This window comes from Pseudarthrobacter lactosi (genome assembly GCF_055412785.1).
Genome location: NZ_JBVAYS010000002.1, coordinates 116,761 through 131,231, shown reverse-complemented (window position 1 = coordinate 131,231; position 14,471 = coordinate 116,761). Strand labels below are relative to the sequence as shown.

Below are 14,471 nucleotides of genomic sequence, written 5' to 3'. Positions count from 1 at the left end.
TGCGCCGCCTTGCACTGTTCCACCATGCACCGCTCCGCCATGCACGGGGGTGTGGACTGGCTTAGCTGGTAACAAGGCGTCCCAGCAGCTGCTCCAGCCCGAACCGTTCCTCCAGCTGCGCGCGGGTCAGCTGGCCGTGGTAGTGCTCTTCCAGCAGCGGCATCAGCTCGTATTTCCAGATCCGGCGCAGCCCAGTCGGCGTCTGGGCGGCGGACTTCATGAAGTACGACGGGCCGATCATTAGGTCCCGGTCCCACTCGTCGATGGCGGCGTTGAGCGCATCCAGCAGCAGGGCCGGCGTGGTGTCCAGGTCCCGCGCCTGCAGGAACCGCAGCAGCGACCCCCTCACCGGCTCCGTCTGCGGATGCAGCTCGATGAACGCGAACCGGCGCCGGATGGCGGCATCCATCATGGCAATGGACCGGTCCGCGGTGTTCATGGTGCCGATGATGTACAGGTTGTCCGGCAGCGTAAACGGCTCGTTGGGGCTGTACTGCAGGTAGATCCGGTCATCACGGTATTCCAGCAGGAAGTACAGCTCGCCGAACACCTTGGCCAGATTGGCGCGGTTCATCTCGTCGATGATCAGGAAGTAAGGCTTCGTCTCGTTCCCCGGTTTGGCGGCTTCCTCGGCCAGCCGGCGCAGCGGCCCCGCCACTAGCTTGAAGGCAACCTGGCCCTCGTCGGTCTTGTCCGGCCGGTAGCCTTCGAAAAAGTCCTCATACGCGTACGACGGGTGGAACTGCACCAGCTTCACCCGCTCGTCCGTGCTGTCCTGGGCCAGCTCCGCCGCAAGGTGCTTGGCCAGGTACGTCTTGCCCGTTCCGGGCGGCCCGTACAGGACAAGCTGGCGGTTCTCCTCCAGCAGTTCAGCGATCTCCTGCAGCGGCTCCAGGTCCATGTGCAGCGACTCCGCGAAGTCGCGGCTCAGCGGGCGGAAGCCCTCCTGCACAGGAGGCACGACGGCGGCAGGGGCGTCGTCGTCGTCGTCCTCCGGTTCCGCTTCGGCCGGCACAAGCGCCTGGAGCGCCTGCACCACTTTGGTGACGTCAACAACGATCCCCGAGGTGGCCAGCTGCCGCTGGACGTGACGGGGCAGGTCGGTGGTGGCGTGGCCGCCGTCATCCAGCCAGCGCACCTTGCGCCGCAGGCGGCGGTTGTCATCGTTGTGCTCGGGCTCGCCGAGCACAACGCCCAGCCGCACGGTGCCCGCGTGCTGGAACAGAACCAGGTCGCCGGGCTTCATAACGGTGAGGAAGGCGAACACCGCCGTTTTGGTGTCCTCCCGCTCCACGTAGCCCAGGTGCTTGTAATCCTCGTCCACGGCGTGCTGCACCAGCCCGGCGGTCACGCCGGGGTCCAAGTGACGGAGATGTTCGACGTCGAGCGTCACCTTCTCATCGTCCTGCCACGCCGTGAGGAGCTCGGCGTTATCGCTGTGAGTACGCAGCAGCCACGCCCGGCGCCCGGGGTCCCCCACTTTGCGCCACTGGCTGACCAGCTGGCGGGCGTACCAGTCGATGCGCTGGCCGGCCTGTTCATCCAAATGCAGGCGGATGCGGTGGATGTCGGCGGTGATGTCTTCGTCACTGTCGCCCTTGGCCCCGCCCACCAGGGAGGCGAACGCGTCCCGGATTTCCTGCCGCTCCACGTCCGCCACAACGGGCTCGAAGTAGCTGGGCCACGCCAAATACTCGATGCTGCGGCGGATGGCGGGCTGGTCCCCCGGCGTGCCTGCTGCGAGCTCGTGGAACTTGAGCGGGTCCTTCAGCGCCTTGTTGATGGCGGCCGGAATCTGCTGGTCCACGTGCTGCACAAACCGGCAGAGCCATTTGAGGTGGTCCCAGATGGTCCAGTTGAATTCGGCGGTGCGGTCCCTGATCACGCCGTGGTCGGTCATGCCCTTGTAGAGTTCCTCGGGCAGCTCCAGCGGTGCTTCCAAGGGTGTTTCCAGCCAGGACGCAGACTCGGCCACACGGGCTCGTTTGACCTTGAGCGACTTCACCTCGTGCGCCAGGGGCAGCGACTGCAGGAAGAGCAGCTCGACGGCCAGCTGCTTGGCCTCGCGGGAAGCGTCTTCGAGGTTCTGCCGGAGGTTCGTCATCATGGGCGCCTTGGCATCCGCGGTGCCCCGGTCCAGGCGGTCCAGCAGCTCTGCCGCAGCCTCCGAAGTCCAGGTCAGGGTGTTCCCGTCCAAAGCTGACGTCTTGCCCTGCAATGCCGGTCCCAGCACAAACCAGGCCGCGTCCTCGATCTCCTTTGAGACACCGAGGGCGCGGTGCATGGCAGTCTTGGGGTTTGGGGTCATGGGTTCAAATTTACAGGCTCAAGCTGGATGCCCGCTCCGAGGTCCCTGACGGTCTGCAGTTCGCAGGCCTGCTATTTAACGGCTCCGGCCCCGGCTCCGGGCCGCTTGCGCCCCAGAATGAAGTAGCCCATCGGCCCGATGAAATTGATCAGGGCCGCCACGCGCCAGGCTGCCTTTGGTCCATTGATTTGAGCCGCCGGGCGCTTGGAAATGTCGCGCTGGGCAGCCAACATCAGCGCCACCTGTCCTATCCCGATGACCACAAATCCCGCCCGTGCCGCCGGTGACATATCTTTCCAGGTCTTTTTGTTTTTCTTGGCCATGATCAACGCTCCCTTAGTGGATACTTCCAGTTTCCGGTGTGCGCCGTTCCTGCGCAACGGATGTGCAGGAACGGCGGACACTGCTGCGGCGCTCAGGCGTTCAAAGACGAACGCTGCTTACAACGTATACGGCGCCAGCCGCTCCTTCTGCTCCGGCGTCAGGCGCAGGACGCGGCCGGAGGCCTCGTCCACAAACGCCAGATGGCTGCTGGCCCGGACGCACTCCTCCCGGGTGACCGGGTCCTGCACCACGTAGTGGATGTCAAAACTGGCGCCCTTCACGGCACCGATCCACAGTTGGACCACGGCCGGGATGTTGCGGTATTCGAGGGTCTTCACGTAGCGGATCCTGTGGTCCACCACCAGCGCCAGGGTCCCCTCCGGTACGTCGTTGAAGAGCGAGACTTCCGGCTCAATGCCGGGCAGGCCGGTTCCCCGCGGAGGCCCAAACGCCATAATCCGTGCCTCCTCCAGCATCCGGACAATCTGGACGTTGTTGATGTGCCCATAGGCGTCCATGTCACCCCAGCGCATCGGGACCAGGACCTCGATGCGCCGGGGATCGGAGACGCCTGAACCGCGGCCGGACGTGGGCTCAGACACGTGGCCGGTACCCAGCGTGCTCAGCTGTGGACCGCCGTCGAATCGTCCACAACGTTTTCCTCAACGTCGGAACCGGCGAACTGGGACATGTACAGCCGGTAGTAAGCGCCTTCCGCCGCCAGGAGCGCCTTGTGGTTGCCCTGCTCCACGATCTTGCCGTTCTCCATCACCAGGATGGTGTCGGCGTCACGGATGGTGGACAGCCGGTGGGCGATCACAAAGCTGGTGCGGTCCGTCCGCAGCGCCGCCATGGCCTTCTGGACCAGCAGTTCGGTGCGTGTATCCACCGAACTGGTTGCCTCATCCAGGATGAGCAGCGACGGGTTGGCCACAAATGCGCGCGCGATGGTGATCAGCTGCTTCTCACCGGCGCTGACGTTGTTGCCTTCCTCATCGATTACGGTGTCGTACCCATCCGGCAGGGCGCGCACAAAGCGATCCACGAAGGTGGCCTTGGCCGCTGCCATGACCTGCTCCTCAGTGGCGTCCAGGTTGCCGTACCGGATGTTGTCGTAAATGGACCCGCCGAACAGCCACGCATCCTGAAGCACCATGCCCACCTTGGACCGTAGTTCGGAGCGGCTCAGGTGCGTGACGTCCACGCCATCCAGGGTGATGGACCCGGAGTTGAGCTCGTAGAAGCGCATCACGAGGTTCACCAGGGTGGTTTTGCCGGCCCCCGTGGGACCGACGATCGCCACGGTGTTCCCGGGTTCCGCCGTGAAGGACAGGTTTTCGATCAGCGGCTTGTCCTCGGTGTAGCTGAACGTAACGTCCTTGAACTCCACATGCCCGTCTGTCTTGGCCGGCAGGTGCTCGGTGGCGGTCTCGGAGTCCTGCTCATCGGCGTCGAGGAATTCGAACACCCGCTCCGAGGACGCCACGCCGGACTGCAGCATGTTGGCCATGCCGGCCATCTGGCCCAGCGGCTGGGTGAATTCGCGCGAGTACTGGATGAATGCCGTGGCGTCGCCCAGGGACATCGAGCCCGAGGCCACCCGGAGGCCACCCACGACGGCGATGCCCACATAGCTGAGGTAGGAAACGAACTGCATGACCGGGAAGATCATGCCGGAGACGAACTGGGCCCCGAAGCTGGCCTTGTACAGGGCCTCGTTCCGTTCTTCGAAGCGTTCCAGCATGTCAGCGTCACGGCCGAAGACCCGCACAAGGTCGTGCCCGGAGAAGGACTCCTCGATCTGGCCGTTCAGCTCGCCCGTGTTCTTCCATTGGGCGGCAAAGAGCTTCTGGCTGCGGGAGCCGATCAGGCCGGCCGCCACGCCGGACAGCGGCAGCGCCACCAGGGCGATGAGGGCGAGCTGCCAGGAGACGATGAACATCATGATGACGATGCCGATGACCGTCAGCAGCGAGCTGATCAGCTGCGCAAAGGCTTGCTGCAGCGCCTGCTGGACGTTGTCGACGTCGTTCGTCACCCGGGAGAGGACGTCGCCGCGCTGGCGGGTGTCGAAGTAGTTCAGCGGGAGCCGGTTCAGCTTCTTTTCGGTGTCGTCCCGGAGCCTGCGGATCACCTTCATGACGATGCGGTTCAGCACGTAGCCCTGCAGCCAGAGGAAGATGTTGGCCACAAAGTACATCAGCAGCACTATGGCGATCAGGACCGAGAGCTTCTGGAAGTTGATCCCGGTGCCGGGAACGAGCTCCATCTTGGAGATCATGTCCGCGAAGTTGTCCTGGCCTTGCTGGCGTAGGCCTTCCACGAACTGGTCCTTGCTGGCGCCGGCGGGGAGCTGCTTGCCCACTACGCCGCCGAAGATAACGTCCATGGCCTGGCCCAGGATCTTGGGGGCGATGACGTTCAGGACCACCGAGACAATCACCAGGGCCACCACGGCGTAAATGCCCATGGCTTCAGGTTTCAGGAGACCCAGCAACCTTTTGGCGGAAGGCCAGAAGTGCTCAGCCTTCTTCGCGGGCATGCCGCCGAACATGTCGCCGTCGGCTTCGGAGGGCTTGTACTCCTCCTCGAAGAAGTCGTCGTCCTCCAGGAGGTCTTCGGGGGTGGTGGAATCCGGGTTTGTTTCGGTGGTCGAGCCTGTTGTTTCGGTGGTCGAGCCTGTCGAGACCTTCTTGGCGGCGCTCATGCCATTTCCTCCACGCTCAGCTGGGATTCAACAATTTCCTGGTAGGTGGGTGAGGTTTCCAAGAGTTCCTCATGCGTCCCGCGGTCCACGATCCGGCCGTTGTCCAGGACCAGGATCTGGTCTGCGTCGGTGATGGTGGAGATCCGCTGGGCCACGATGATCACGGTGGCGTCGGCGGTGGTCTGTTTCAGCGCGGCGCGGAGCCGGGCGTCAGTTGCCACATCCAGGGCCGAGAACGAATCGTCGAAGAGGTAGACCTTCGGTTTGGTGATCAACGCACGGGCGATGCAGAGCCGCTGCCGCTGGCCGCCGGAAACGTTGGTGCCGCCCTGCGCGATGCGGGCGTTCAGTCCGTTCTTCTTCTCGCGGACAAAATCCCCGCCCTGGGCGATCTGCAGCGCGTCCCAGAGTTCCTGGTCCGTGGCTTCGGTCTTGCCGAAGCGCAGGTTGTGCTCGATGGTGCCCGAGAAGAGGTACGGCCGCTGCGGGACCAGTGCCACGCGCTTGGTGATCTCGGCCCGGTCCAGGTTGGCCACGGACACGCCGTCCAGCAGGACTTCACCCTCGGCGATGTCGTAGAGGCGCGGCAGCAGGGCCAGCAGCGAGGTCTTGCCTGCACCGGTGGAACCGATGATGGCCACGGTCTCGCCCGGCCTGGCGGTGAAGCTGATGTTACTCAGCACCGGCGTCTCGGCACCGGGGTAGGCGAAAGTGACGTTCCGGTATTCCACCACCCCGGCCAGTGTGGCGGGAGTTTCGGGACGTTCGGGATCGTGGATGGAGGGTTCGACGTCGAGCACTTCACCGATGCGGTCCGCGCAAACGGAGGCACGCGGGATCATCATGGCCATAAAGGTGCCCATCATGACGGCGACGAGGATCTGGAGCAGGTACTGCAGGAACGCGGTCAGGGAGCCCACCTGCATGTCGCCTGATTCCACGCGCTGGCCACCGAACCACAGCACCGCGGCAGTGGAAAGGTGCAGGATCATGCCGATGGCCGGGAACATCAGGACAAACAGCGCACCGATCTTCAGGGAGACATCGGTCAGGTCCTTGTTGGCCACGCCGAACCGTTCGGTTTCGTAGGGTTCGCGGACAAAGGCCCGGACCACCCGGATGCCGATGATCTGCTCGCGCAGGACGGCGTTGATGCGGTCGATCTTCTTCTGCATCGAACGGAACAGGGGCATCAGCCGCACCACCAGGTAGCCCACCACCACAATCAGTAAGGGCACGGAGACCCAGACCAGCCAGGACAGGCTGATGTCCTCGCGCAGGGCCATGATGATGCCGCCGATGCACATGATGGGCGTGGCCACCATGAAGTTCAGGCCCATCAGCACCAGCATCTGCACCTGCTGGACGTCATTGGTGCCACGGGTGATGAGGGTGGGCGCGCCGAACGTGTTCACGTCCTTGGCGGAGAAACTGGTGACCTTGCGGAACACCCCGCGGCGCAGGTCGCGCCCCACGGCCATGGCCGTTTTGGAGCCGTAGTAGACGCCGGCGATGGCGGTGCCCACCTGGACAATGGCCACCAACAGCATCACGGACCCGGTCCGCCAGATGAAGTCCGTGTCCCCGCGGGAAACGCCTTCGTCGATGATCTGTGCGTTGAGGCTGGGGAGGTACAGCGCTGCGATGGTGGACGCCAGCTGGAGCACGACGACGGCCACGATGTATGGCATATACGGTTTGGAGTAGCGCCGAATGAGGGTGAGGAGCATGCCCGTAAATCCTTAGGAAGAGAGCGCGAAATGATGAGGATAAGTAGTAACAGGCGGGGCTGACATTTCTCAGCCTACCTACTCTACGAAATCCGTTGCCCGGGCGAAACATCTACGGCAAATATCATCCGATCGGCGTACTCCCCCGCGCGGTTCCAAAGCCACCCACCTGCGCGAACGGACACTTGGGGCCCTGGGATCCCCGGGCCCCAAGTGTCCGTTCGCGCGTCCGTCAGTAGCCGCGCTTAGGTCAGCGGCTCGCGGAGGCGAGTTCCGGCGTCGTGCTTTCAGCATTGGCGTCTGCCTTGGCCTTGGCGCTTTCCGCGGCGTCTGGCCCGGCCCCCACCCCTGGCTGCGCCTCCGGCTGGATATCAACGGTGCGCCGCAGCGGGCGTTCCTTAATGAACAGGACCGAGACCAGGGCTACCAGCGCAACAGCGGCGGAGATCAGGAAGACCTCGGCGGTGGCGTTGCCGTAAGCAGCGCGCATGATTTCGCGTACTGGGGCGGGCATGTCAACGAGGTCCATGCTGGCTCCGGCGGACCCGCCCTCCACCGGGATGCCGGCCGCAGCAAGGCCCTGCGTGGCGAGTTCGCTGACCCGGCTGCTGAGGATGGCGCCGAGCACGGACACACCGACTGCGCCGCCCACCGAACGGAAGAATGCTACCGACGCACTGGCCGAACCGATGTCGGAGGCACGAACGGTGTTCTGCACCGCCAGGACCAGGTTCTGCATCAGCATGCCGAGGCCCAGGCCCAGGATTGCCGTGAAGATCCCGGCCTGCCACAGTTCGGTGGTGTGGTCCATGGTGCCGGCCAGGCCCAGGCCTCCGATCAGCAGGATGGACCCCCCGATCAGGTAGCCCTTCCACTTGCCGGTGCGGCTGATGAGCAGACCGGAAACGACGGAACCGGTCAGGTTGCCGGCGATCATCGGAAGCGTCAGCAGCCCGGCTTCGGTGGGAGTGGCGCCGCGGGCCACCTGGAAGTACTGGCCCAGGAAGGTGGTTGAACCGAACATTGCGATGCCCACGGCCACTGAAGCGATGATGGCCAAAGCGGTGGTGCGTTCGGAGATGATCTTCAGCGGGATGATGGGCTGCTCAACCTTGGACTCCACCAGCACCAGCAGGGCCAGCAGCACCACGCCACCGCCCACCATGGCGGCCGACTGCCAGGAAACCCAGTCGTAGTAGGCGGGGTTGCCGGCGAAGGAAACCCAGATCAGGAGCAGGCTGACACCGGAGGTCAGCAGGATGGAGCCAAGCCAGTCGATCTTGACGTGGCGTTTGATGTGCTCGATTTTCAGGGTGATCTGGAGCAGGATAAGCGCGACGACGGCGAGCGGCACGCAGACGAAGAACGTCCAGCGCCAGCCCAGCGGGCTGTCCACGATGAATCCGCCCAGCAGCGGGCCACCGGCAGTGCCTACCGCCATCACGGCCCCCATGTAGCCGGAGTATTTGCCGCGGTCCCGCGGCGGGATCATGGTTCCGATGATGGCCTGCGCCAGCGCGGTCAGCCCGCCCATGGCCACGCCCTGGATAACGCGCGCGGTGAGCAGCAGCGGGATGGTCTCGGAGAGACCTGCCATGACCGAGCCGGCCACGAAGATGACGATGCTCAGCTGGACCAGGATCTTCTTGTTAAAGAGGTCGGACAGCTTGCCCCAGATGGGGGTGGTGACGGCGTTGGCCAGCAGCGCGGCGGTGATCACCCAGGCGAAGTCGGTCTGGGTGCCGTGCAGATCGGACATGATGGTGGGCAACGCGTTGGCCACAATGGTGCTGCTGAGGATGGCGGTGAAGAACGCCGCGAGGAGCCCAGTCAGGGCTTCCATGATCTGGCGGTGGGTCATCGCCATGGGTGGTGCGGCCGGTTGGCTCGACATATCAGTGCTCCTGGAGGGTCTGGGTTGCGGCGGACGGTGCCTGGGTTGGAAGTGCCGGGACTGCATGTGCCCGGGCTGAATGCTTGAGTGAGTCCGAGAGTTTCGTCAGGATCCGTGCCGTGTCTTCGGCATCCTCCTGGCTCCAATCGCTGAGGTAGTCCTGCAGCGTGGCAGTGCGGTGCTCCTCGATCTTCCGGAGCTTGTCCGCGCCGGCTGGCGACAGGGCAACCAACTGGGCACGGCCGTCGTCGGGATCCTGCCGCCGGATGACGTAACCCTGCTCTTCAAGGTCCGCGATATGGCGGCTGAGGACGGGGGCGCTGACACCGAGCCGCTCCGCAAGCTGGGTAGCGCGGGATTCCCCCTCCCCCACGAACCTGAGGACGCCCTGCAGCGCAACCCCGGTGTCCTGTCCGCGGAAGCTCGCCGCGGCCACGCATCGGACCACCCGCTGGAGGTCGAAGATGCGGTAGACAAGGTCCGCTGCGGTGTCCGGGGCGACTGCCATGATTGAGCTCTCCTCTTTTGTTTGCCTTAGGCAACCATATCTTTAAATGGTTGCTTTGGGAAACTAAAGGACTGCAGACTGGGTTCGAGGGGCGCTTAAACGCCAAGCGCGAACGTACAGTTGCGGCCCTACTTCCTCGCGGAAATGGGGCCTCAACTGTACGTTCGCGCGTAATTGGTGCTTGGTGTTCAGCCGTCCAGGTGGGTGGGACCGAACATCTTGAGCAGGGTTTCGACGACGACGACGTTGGGTCCGTCGGCGGCGAAACCCGCCTTGAGCGCGTCCCCGACGTCCTCGGGGGCCACTCGCGTGGCCGGAACACCGAACGCTTCGGCGAGCTTGACGAAGTCGGGGCGTGCGAGCTCGGTGGCCGTGGCTTTACCGAACGCGCCCACCATGTATTCGCGCAGGATGCCGTAGCCGCCGTCGTCCACGATCAGCCAGGTGACCGGGATGTTGTGCTGCTTGGCCGTGGCGAGTTCGGAGATGGAGTACATGGATGAACCGTCACCGGACACGGCGAGCACCCGGCCGGGCTTGCCCACTGTTTCCAGCCCGACGGCGCCGCCGATGGCAGCCGGGAAACCGTAGCCCAAGCCGCCGGCGCCCTGGGCGGAATGGAACTGGCCCTGCCGGGCGTCCCAGCAGCTCCAGCCCCAGTACGCAGAGATGGTCATGTCCCAGAAGGTCTGCATGTCCGCGGGGACGGCTTCGCGGATGTCGGCCATGAACTTCAGCTCTTTGCCTAGGTCCTGGGATTCGAGCCGTGCCTGGACCTTGGCGAGGGATTCCTTCACGAGGTCCTCGGGGGTGGTCCCGTGCCAGCTGCGCGTGGTGTCGACGGGCGCTGCCAGAGCCTCGTCGAGGGCGGCCAGGGCCTGGCCGGCGTCGGCGCGGATGCCCAGGCCGGGGCTGTTTGATTCGAGGACGCGCGGTTCGGCGTCGATCTGGATGATGCGGCCACGGGGTGCGAACGTGAAGTAGTTGGACGTGACTTCACCGAGGGAGGAGCCGATGACAATCAGCACGTCGGCGTCTTCCAGGAGGTCCGTCATGTGGCGGTCCTCGATCCAGGACTGGAGCGAAAGCTCGTGGGTCCATGGGAAGGCGCCGTTGCCGCCGGGGGTGCAGATGACGGGTGCGCGCAGCTTCTCGGCGATCGAGAGCAGCGATTTTTCCGCCCGGCCACGCCGGGTACCGCCACCGGCGATGATGGCGGGACGTTCCGCCGTCGACAGCCATTTCACCGCTTCCCGGACCAGCTCCACACGGGGCGGGTTGTCCGCGGCTTCCGCGAGTGCGTCCTCCACCGGAGGCACCATGATGGGATCCAGGAGCACGTTCTGCGGGATTTCCAGCCAGACCGGGCCCTGCGGCGAGGAGATGGCTTCGGTCCAGGCGTCCTGGATGGCCGACGGAATGCCCGACGCGTGCTGGATCAGGCGCTGGCTCTTGGTGACGTTCGCAGCCGAGGCCTTCTGGTCATCGAGCTGGTGCAGCATGCCCTTGCGGCGGGCGCCCAGGCCGTCGAGCGGGATCTGGCTGGCCACCACCACCATGGGCACACCCGTGGCGTAGGCCTCCTGCAGGCCGGCGAGGGACGTCAGCGCGCCGGGTCCGGTGGACAGGAACAGCACACCCACTTCACCGGTGGCGCGGGAGTACCCGTCCGCGGCGAAGGCGCTGTTGTTCTCCACGCGGGAGGACACGAAGTGCAGATTGCCGCGGCCCATGGCGTCAAACAGGCCGAGCGCGTGCTGGCCCGGGATGCCGAAGACGGTCTTGGCGCCGAGCGCTTCAAGGGTTTCGACGACGAGGTCCCCGCCGTTGCGCTGGCTGGTCCGCCTGCTGTCCCCTGCGGGCGCAGCTGCTGTGCCCGGATCGAAATCGATCATGGTCACTACTCCTTGGTTCCGGCGGCTGCGGCAGCGAAACCGGCAGGTTGGCGGGCTTCTTGGCCCAGAGCCTGGGCGGCATAGCCGTTGGCGGCCCCGAACCGGTCACCTTCAACAGCATTGTCCGCCATCAGGGTGATCAGTTCATAGGCCACATGGCTGGCTGCCACACCGGTGATTTCGGCGTGGTCGTAGGCCGGAGCAACCTCGACGACGTCGGCGCCCACCAGGTTCATGCCGCGGAAGCCGCGGATGATCTCCAGGAGTTCGCGGCTGGTGATGCCGCCAGCCTCCGGGGTGCCGGTACCGGGCGCATGCGCGGGGTCCAGGACGTCGATGTCCACGGAAATGTAGAGCGGGCGGTTGCCGATCCGGTCGCGGACCTTGGCCACGGTCTCCAGGACGCCCTGGTAGTAGACGTCAGCTGAGGTGACGATGCCGAACCCGAAGCGGTGGTCGTCGTCGAGATCTTTTTTGCCGTAGAGCGGGCCGCGGGTGCCGATATGGCTGATGGCTTCCGTGTCCAGGATGCCTTCTTCAACGGCCCGGCGGAACGGGGTGCCGTGCGTGTATTCGGCGCCGAAGTAGGTGTCCCAGGTGTCCAGGTGGGCGTCAAAGTGCAGCATGGCGATGGGTCCGCCGGCCCGCTCGGCAGCCGCACGGAGCAGGGGCAGGGCGATGGTGTGGTCCCCGCCGAGCGTCACCAGCTTGCTGCCGGCCGCGGTGAGGTCCAGGGCGTTCTGCTGGATGGTTTCGATGGCTTCATTGATGTTGAACGGGTTGACCGCCATGTCGCCGGCGTCAGCCACCTGGATGTTTTCGAACGGGCTGACGTCCCAGGCGGGGTTGTACGGGCGCAGCAGGCGGCTGGCCTCGCGGATGTGGTTGGAGCCGAAACGGGCACCCGGGCGGTAGGACACGCCGGAGTCGAAGGGCACGCCCACCACCGTCACGTCAGCCTTGGCCACCTGGTCCAGGCGCGGCAGGCGGGCGTAGGTTGCAGCGCCGGCATAGCGCGGAATACGTGATGAATCGATGGGGCCAAGGTTGCCGTTGGCTTCGATGCGCAGCTCTTTCAAAATGAGCCTCTCCTTCGAGGATTGATCGGCGGGTGTGACAGCCATCATAGCCTGAAGTTTTCTTATGCGCATCAGTTGTTTACAAAACTCTTTGCGCCGGGCCCGGCTGATCGCTCCGGCCCGGTTGCCGCGGGACCTGCATTGGGCCGTCCGCCAGTTGCCGCACCTTACCGCGGAATCATGGGGATCTGCGCGGCTGGCAGTCCGCCCGGGCCCGAGCAACTGGGCCGGAGCGTCGAGCGCAGGCGAGGCGGGTTACCCACATACGGCTTGTTCCGTCTTCCAGATCCAGTCCCGGCGGCCTGAAATGGCCCCATGGACATCTTCGAACACCTCAAACAGGCCGGCGGGGTTGCCCGTACCGCCCAGCTGCTCAGCGCCGGATACTCCCGGACGGACATTGCACGCTTGGCGGACCGCGGTGTCACCCAGCCCCGGCGCGGCATTTTTGTGCGGCCAGATGCCCACGCGGGATTCGTTGCGGCCATCCGGCACAACGCGCGGCTCACCTGCGCCAGCGCAGCCGAACACTACGGGCTGTGGCTGCGGGAGCCGCCAGCCGAGCACCATCTGGCGTGCAACCATGGCCACAGCATGGGCTTCATCCGGCACCGGACAGTCCGCTTCGATCCACACCCCGCACTGCCCATCGCCGCGGTTGAAGATGTGGTGCTGCATGCCATCGGATGCCTGCCCGCCCCGGCGTCAACGGCAATCGCCACTTCGGCCATCCGCTTGCATGGGGTACCCCTCGAGGTTTTGAAGGACCAGCTCGGAGGAGATCGATCCCGTCCTGTGCTGGCCGCGCTGCGTGAGCTGGACCTGCGCGCCGAATCCATCGTGGAAGTCGACGCCCAACACCTGTTCCGCGCCAACGGCATCGCGTTTGATGCACAGGTTCAAATTCCGGGAATCGGGCGCGTCGATTTCCTCATCGAGGGTTTCCTGATCGTCGAAGTAGACGGCTTCGCGTTCCACTCGACCAGGAAAGCCCTGCGGCAAGACCTGGCGCGCAACAACGCTTCGACCGTGCATGGCTATGCGGTGCTGCGCTACCCGCCGGAGGTCATCTGGTTCAATCCGGAGCAGGTTCTGGCGGAAATCAGGGCCGTCCTCGCCTCCAGGAAGGCATCGGCGCAGTAACGGCCGTACGCTCCCGCCCAGTTGCTTCACTGCAGGGCTGCCTGAGCAAGCCACTGGCAGCCCGCAATCCGCGCCAGTCCGGGCTATGACGGGGGCTGCCGGCCCGCAGCCAGGAGGAAGCCGGCCACAAACTGGGCAGGAACGCGCAACGCTGGCTGGCCCGAAGAACCACCTACCGGCTGGCGGCGGGGACCAGGACCCAAAGAACCTCGACGGCCTCGCCGGTGGGATTGACCCACGTATGTGGTTCGCGGCCGGGGAACGTCACGGTGTCGCCGGTGTTGAGCTCGTATTCCTCGTTGGTCAGGATCAGCCGGATGCTTCCCTTGATCACGTGGAGCACGTCCACGTCGCAGTCCACGGCGTAGAGCTCGGTCTCGCCGCGGCCATGTGGCTCGATGACGGCCTGGATGATCTGGATGCGCCGTTCGGAACGGGCAGTCAGCAGCCGCTCCACGATGCCTTGGCCGCCGAGGGAGATCCGGGGGCCGTCGTTCCGCTTGGTCAGGTGTGTTTCCGGGGCAGCGAACAAATCGCCGATGGAGATGGACAGGACCTGACAGAGGGTCACCAGGGACGCGACCGACGGCGATGTGAGGTCACGTTCCACGCGGCTCAGGAAGCCTTTGGTCAGGCCGGTGGCGTCGGCAACCTGCTCGATGGTCAGCCGCTGGGACTGTCGGGCGGCACGGATTCGGGAACCGATGGCAACGGGAACGTTGCTCGGCTCAACTGGCAGTGCCTTCATGTGCAGACCTTTCGTGGCCGGCGGTGCGGCCCCATCTCTGGAGCAATCCTAATGGCCAACCGCCGGCGTGACGCCGCGAACGCGGCAGCGAAGAACAGATAGTGCGGGCGACCTTGACTGTTGCGCCGGTCACAA

At 65.0% G+C, this 14,471-nt stretch carries 11 protein-coding genes; 1 reads left to right on the top strand and 10 read right to left on the bottom strand.

Annotation, left to right across the window (positions count from 1 at the left end; translation table 11 throughout):
* Positions 1-61: 61 nt before the first annotated feature.
* From ACZY0Q_RS10515 to speB, 9 genes are all read right to left on the bottom strand, one after another.
* Positions 62-2,308, bottom strand: coding sequence for an McrB family protein (locus ACZY0Q_RS10515; RefSeq protein ID WP_463916523.1), 2,247 nt, complete (start codon positions 2,306-2,308; stop codon positions 62-64).
* Positions 2,309-2,379: 71 nt separating this feature from the next.
* Complete coding sequence (locus tag ACZY0Q_RS10510; RefSeq protein WP_463916521.1) at positions 2,380-2,631, bottom strand: PLDc N-terminal domain-containing protein; 252 nt, start codon at positions 2,629-2,631, stop codon at positions 2,380-2,382.
* Between the two features lie 117 nt (positions 2,632-2,748).
* Positions 2,749-3,165, bottom strand: coding sequence for an acyl-CoA thioesterase (locus ACZY0Q_RS10505; protein ID WP_463917551.1), 417 nt, complete (start codon positions 3,163-3,165; stop codon positions 2,749-2,751).
* Positions 3,166-3,254: 89 nt separating this feature from the next.
* Positions 3,255-5,339, bottom strand: a complete 2,085-nt coding sequence (locus ACZY0Q_RS10500) for an ABC transporter ATP-binding protein (RefSeq protein WP_463916519.1) — start codon at positions 5,337-5,339, stop codon at positions 3,255-3,257.
* The gene (locus ACZY0Q_RS10495; RefSeq protein WP_463916518.1) at positions 5,336-7,069 is read right to left on the bottom strand and encodes an ABC transporter ATP-binding protein; all 1,734 of its coding nucleotides are present in this window, start codon (positions 7,067-7,069) and stop codon (positions 5,336-5,338) included. Before ACZY0Q_RS10495 ends, ACZY0Q_RS10500 begins: the two co-directional genes overlap by 4 nt.
* A 250-nt stretch (positions 7,070-7,319) precedes the next feature.
* Positions 7,320-8,963, bottom strand: coding sequence for an MFS transporter (locus ACZY0Q_RS10490; protein WP_463916516.1), 1,644 nt, complete (start codon positions 8,961-8,963; stop codon positions 7,320-7,322).
* A gap of 1 nt (position 8,964) precedes the next feature.
* On the bottom strand, positions 8,965-9,471 hold the full coding sequence (locus ACZY0Q_RS10485) for a MarR family winged helix-turn-helix transcriptional regulator (RefSeq protein WP_463916514.1): 507 nt from the start codon (positions 9,469-9,471) through the stop codon (positions 8,965-8,967).
* Between the two features lie 188 nt (positions 9,472-9,659).
* A complete protein-coding gene (locus ACZY0Q_RS10480; RefSeq protein ID WP_463916511.1) occupies positions 9,660-11,366 on the bottom strand; it encodes a thiamine pyrophosphate-binding protein in 1,707 nt (568 codons plus the stop codon).
* Positions 11,367-11,371: 5 nt separating this feature from the next.
* A complete protein-coding gene (gene speB, locus ACZY0Q_RS10475) occupies positions 11,372-12,445 on the bottom strand; it encodes an agmatinase (RefSeq protein ID WP_463916509.1) in 1,074 nt (357 codons plus the stop codon).
* A gap of 315 nt (positions 12,446-12,760) precedes the next feature.
* Between speB and ACZY0Q_RS10470 the strand changes: the two genes are divergently transcribed.
* Positions 12,761-13,588, top strand: a complete 828-nt coding sequence (locus ACZY0Q_RS10470; protein ID WP_463916507.1) for a DUF559 domain-containing protein — start codon at positions 12,761-12,763, stop codon at positions 13,586-13,588.
* Positions 13,589-13,760: 172 nt separating this feature from the next.
* On the opposite strand, the gene ACZY0Q_RS10465 is transcribed toward ACZY0Q_RS10470, so the two are convergent.
* Positions 13,761-14,336, bottom strand: coding sequence for a helix-turn-helix domain-containing protein (locus ACZY0Q_RS10465; RefSeq protein ID WP_463916505.1), 576 nt, complete (start codon positions 14,334-14,336; stop codon positions 13,761-13,763).
* Between the last annotated feature and the right edge of the window lie 135 nt (positions 14,337-14,471).

Bases quoted from the DNA above. Each gene is read 5' to 3' on its own strand.
- ACZY0Q_RS10485 (WP_463916514.1), bottom strand. From the start codon at position 9,471: ATGGCAGTCGCCCCGGACACCGCAGCGGACCTTGTCTACCGCATCTTC.
- ACZY0Q_RS10480 (WP_463916511.1), bottom strand. From the start codon at position 11,366: ATGATCGATTTCGATCCGGGCACAGCAGCTGCGCCCGCAGGGGACAGC.
- ACZY0Q_RS10510 (WP_463916521.1), bottom strand. From the start codon at position 2,631: ATGGCCAAGAAAAACAAAAAGACCTGGAAAGATATGTCACCGGCGGCA.
- ACZY0Q_RS10505 (WP_463917551.1), bottom strand. From the start codon at position 3,165: ATGCGCTGGGGTGACATGGACGCCTATGGGCACATCAACAACGTCCAG.
- ACZY0Q_RS10465 (WP_463916505.1), bottom strand. From the start codon at position 14,336: ATGAAGGCACTGCCAGTTGAGCCGAGCAACGTTCCCGTTGCCATCGGT.
- ACZY0Q_RS10500 (WP_463916519.1), bottom strand. From the start codon at position 5,339: ATGAGCGCCGCCAAGAAGGTCTCGACAGGCTCGACCACCGAAACAACA.
- ACZY0Q_RS10515 (WP_463916523.1), bottom strand. From the start codon at position 2,308: ATGACCCCAAACCCCAAGACTGCCATGCACCGCGCCCTCGGTGTCTCA.
- ACZY0Q_RS10490 (WP_463916516.1), bottom strand. From the start codon at position 8,963: ATGTCGAGCCAACCGGCCGCACCACCCATGGCGATGACCCACCGCCAG.
- ACZY0Q_RS10495 (WP_463916518.1), bottom strand. From the start codon at position 7,069: ATGCTCCTCACCCTCATTCGGCGCTACTCCAAACCGTATATGCCATAC.
- ACZY0Q_RS10470 (WP_463916507.1), top strand. From the start codon at position 12,761: ATGGACATCTTCGAACACCTCAAACAGGCCGGCGGGGTTGCCCGTACC.